The organism is Nostoc cf. edaphicum LEGE 07299, from assembly GCF_015207245.1.
GTDB lineage: Bacteria > Cyanobacteriota > Cyanobacteriia > Cyanobacteriales > Nostocaceae > Nostoc > Nostoc edaphicum_B.
Map to the genome: position 1 here is coordinate 1 of NZ_JADEXF010000917.1, position 2,776 is coordinate 2,776.

The window sequence follows — 2,776 nt, forward strand, 5'->3', positions numbered from 1 at the left end:
GTCTAAATGAGCTTGACGATAAGGGGCGCGTTTTTCGATAACGTCTTCGCAGTAAGTTCCCCAGAGTACATATTTAGGCATAGCTAAAACTATTTTGGATTTTGGATTTTAGATTTTGGATTTTAGATTTTGCAGCCAGTGCATCGGGGAGTGAGGAATTATTAATTTCTCACTCCTAGCAAATGACAAATGACAAATGACAAATGACTAACTTCTCAAGTTGACGCCGAATTTTTCCACCAAGGCTTCGCGGACTTTATTGTGTACTGGTTCGACTTCTGCCTCAGTCAAAGTACGATCGCTAGCCCGATAAATTAAGCGGAATGCTAAACTCCGCTGTCCTTCGGGGACGTTTTCACCCCGATATTCATCAAATAATTCCACCGATTCGAGCAAATCTTTACCAGCTTTGGTAATTACTTTTTCAATTTCGACAACTGAGATTTTTACAGGTGCGAAAAAGGCGATGTCGCGATCGCTAGCTGGATATGTAGAATAAGGCTGGAATGTAGGCACCAGAACTTCATCTTCTCCCAGAGAATCTAAAAGCACATCTAGATCCAACTGAAAAACATAAACGGAATCTGGTAAACCTTTTTCTCGTCGCAGTTGGGGATGGAGTTGCCCAAAAATCCCTAGTCTGTTACCCCGAATCCACAGAGAAGCGGTGCGTCCTGGATGTAAGCGATCGTCGCGGCGATCGGGTTGAAATTCAATTTGCAAGCTCAGTTGCCGAAATACACTTTCTAAAATGCCTTTGGCTTCAAACCAGGTGATGGGTTCTTCACGCCCACTTTTTGACCATTTGCCAAGATTGCGATCGCCTCCGATAATCCCCGCTAAGGCTTCTGTTTCTTGCAAACCGTCTTCTTCTTGCCAGAAAATTTGCCCGATTTCAAAGCCGTTAAGGGCGCCATTACCCTGCTCTAAATTGTATTGAAAGGCATCAATTAACCCAGATATCAAATCGGTTCGCAGCGCTGAATATTCAACAAATAACGGGTTTGACAGGACTATATTTCTGTCTTCTCCTGGTTTGACTAAAGAATAGTGGATTAATTCTGTCAATCCTTCAGCCCGGAGGAAAGCTCGTAATTTGCGAATCAATTCCTCATCTAAAGGCAGATAACCAGCTTCCGCTTTTTCTGGTAAAGTATCGCAGAATTTGTTGTAACCATAAAGTCGGGCGATTTCTTCAATTAAATCAATTTCTCGCTCTAAGTCGCGGTAACGATAGGGTGGAACAGAAACTGACCATGTAGGTTGATGGTTCGTATCTTCTCCTGAAGGAGTCAATTGACACCCCAATGCAGTCAGGATGCGCTCAACATCTTGTTTTTGCAGTTCACCTGTATCCTCTCCTAAATCTATCGGCCCCAATATTTGATTAACGCGGTCTAAACGCAGGGCGATAGAACGACTCCAAGTAGAAGGATCTGGGCGGGTGTCGGCAATTTCCTGCTGGACAAGAATTCCACTAGCCAATTCGCTAATTAAGGATAAGGCGCGGCGATTAGCTACTTCCAACTCAGCTCGGTTAACTCCCCGTTCGTATCTGCCAGAAGCCTCACTTCTTAACCCTACACTGCGGGAAGAACGGCGAATTGCCACGGAATCAAATAAAGCTGCTTCTAAAACTAAGCTTTGAGTACCTTGATGGACTTCTGTTTCTTCCCCACCCATGACTCCCGCCAGTGCAACGGGTTTTTCGTTAGCGGTGATTAACAAATTTTGGATTGTTAGGGTGCGAGTTTGTCCATCCAGGGTTTTGAGCGATTCTCCATTATTGACGAAGCGAACGCCGATGGTTAAATTTTCGCTACCTGCAACAGATTTTAGGCGATCGCGGTCAAAGGCGTGCAGTGGTTGTCCCCATTCCAACAAAACGTAGTTAGTAATATCCACCACATTACTGATGGGACGTACCCCAGCCGCCCGCAAACGCTGTTGCAGCCATTCAGGAGATGGAGCAATTTTCACTTGTTCAATTACCGTACCGATGTATGCAGGACAAGCTTGGGTATCGGCAATTTTTAAAGCTAAATTTCCGGCATTTTTGGGAATAGAGACTTCAGCAGGTTCAGGAATGCTCAACTTTCCACCCGTTAAAGCTGCGACTTCTCTGGCTACACCTACCATACTCAGAGCATCAGCGCGATTGGCAGTTGCGGTGAGGTCTAAAATTACATCATCTAAACCCAACAACGGCCGGACATCAGTACCCAATGGTAAATTTTCCTGGGTAAAAATATGAATTCCGTCTACATCGGTAGGCAAACCGAGTTCCTTTAAAGAACAAATCATGCCCTGAGATGGGACACCACGTAGTTTTGCGGGTTTAATTTTTAAATCAATGTTGGGTAAGTAAGTACCCGTAGTTGCCACTGGGACATATATATCTGCCTTCACATTGGCAGCGCCACAGACAATATTTAAAATTTCACCGGTACCAATATCCACTTGGCAAACACTCAATTTATCGGCGTTGGGATGGGGTTGACGCTCAAGCACTTTGCCGATCACCACGCCATTTGCCCAAGTGCGGCGGTCTTCAATCTCTTCAACCTCAAACCCCGCCATTGTCAGGGTTTCGGCTAATTCTTCTGGACTAAGTTTTATCTCTACTAGTTCGCGCAGCCAATTTAGAGAAATACGCATGGAGTGTGCTTGTTTTAGGAATCGTCTTTTGCTCTTATTTTAGGGTGCAAGAAGCGCTCGATGGCTACTCGTCTCGCAAGGCTTACCCTTTCACTTGAACAATCCTACTACGTTAGAC

Annotated in this window: 1 protein-coding gene and 1 pseudogene; both read right to left on the reverse strand. The window is 44.9% G+C overall.

Annotated features, from left to right (window positions below):
- Positions 1-81, reverse strand: a pseudogene (locus IQ229_RS25020) (YciI family protein); the annotation flags it as partial.
- 126 nt (positions 82-207) lie between these two features.
- Positions 208-2,658 (reverse strand): phenylalanine--tRNA ligase subunit beta, encoded by a 2,451-nt coding sequence (gene pheT, locus IQ229_RS22550; RefSeq protein WP_194047574.1) that lies wholly within the window; start codon positions 2,656-2,658, stop codon positions 208-210.
- Positions 2,659-2,776 lie beyond the last annotated feature (118 nt).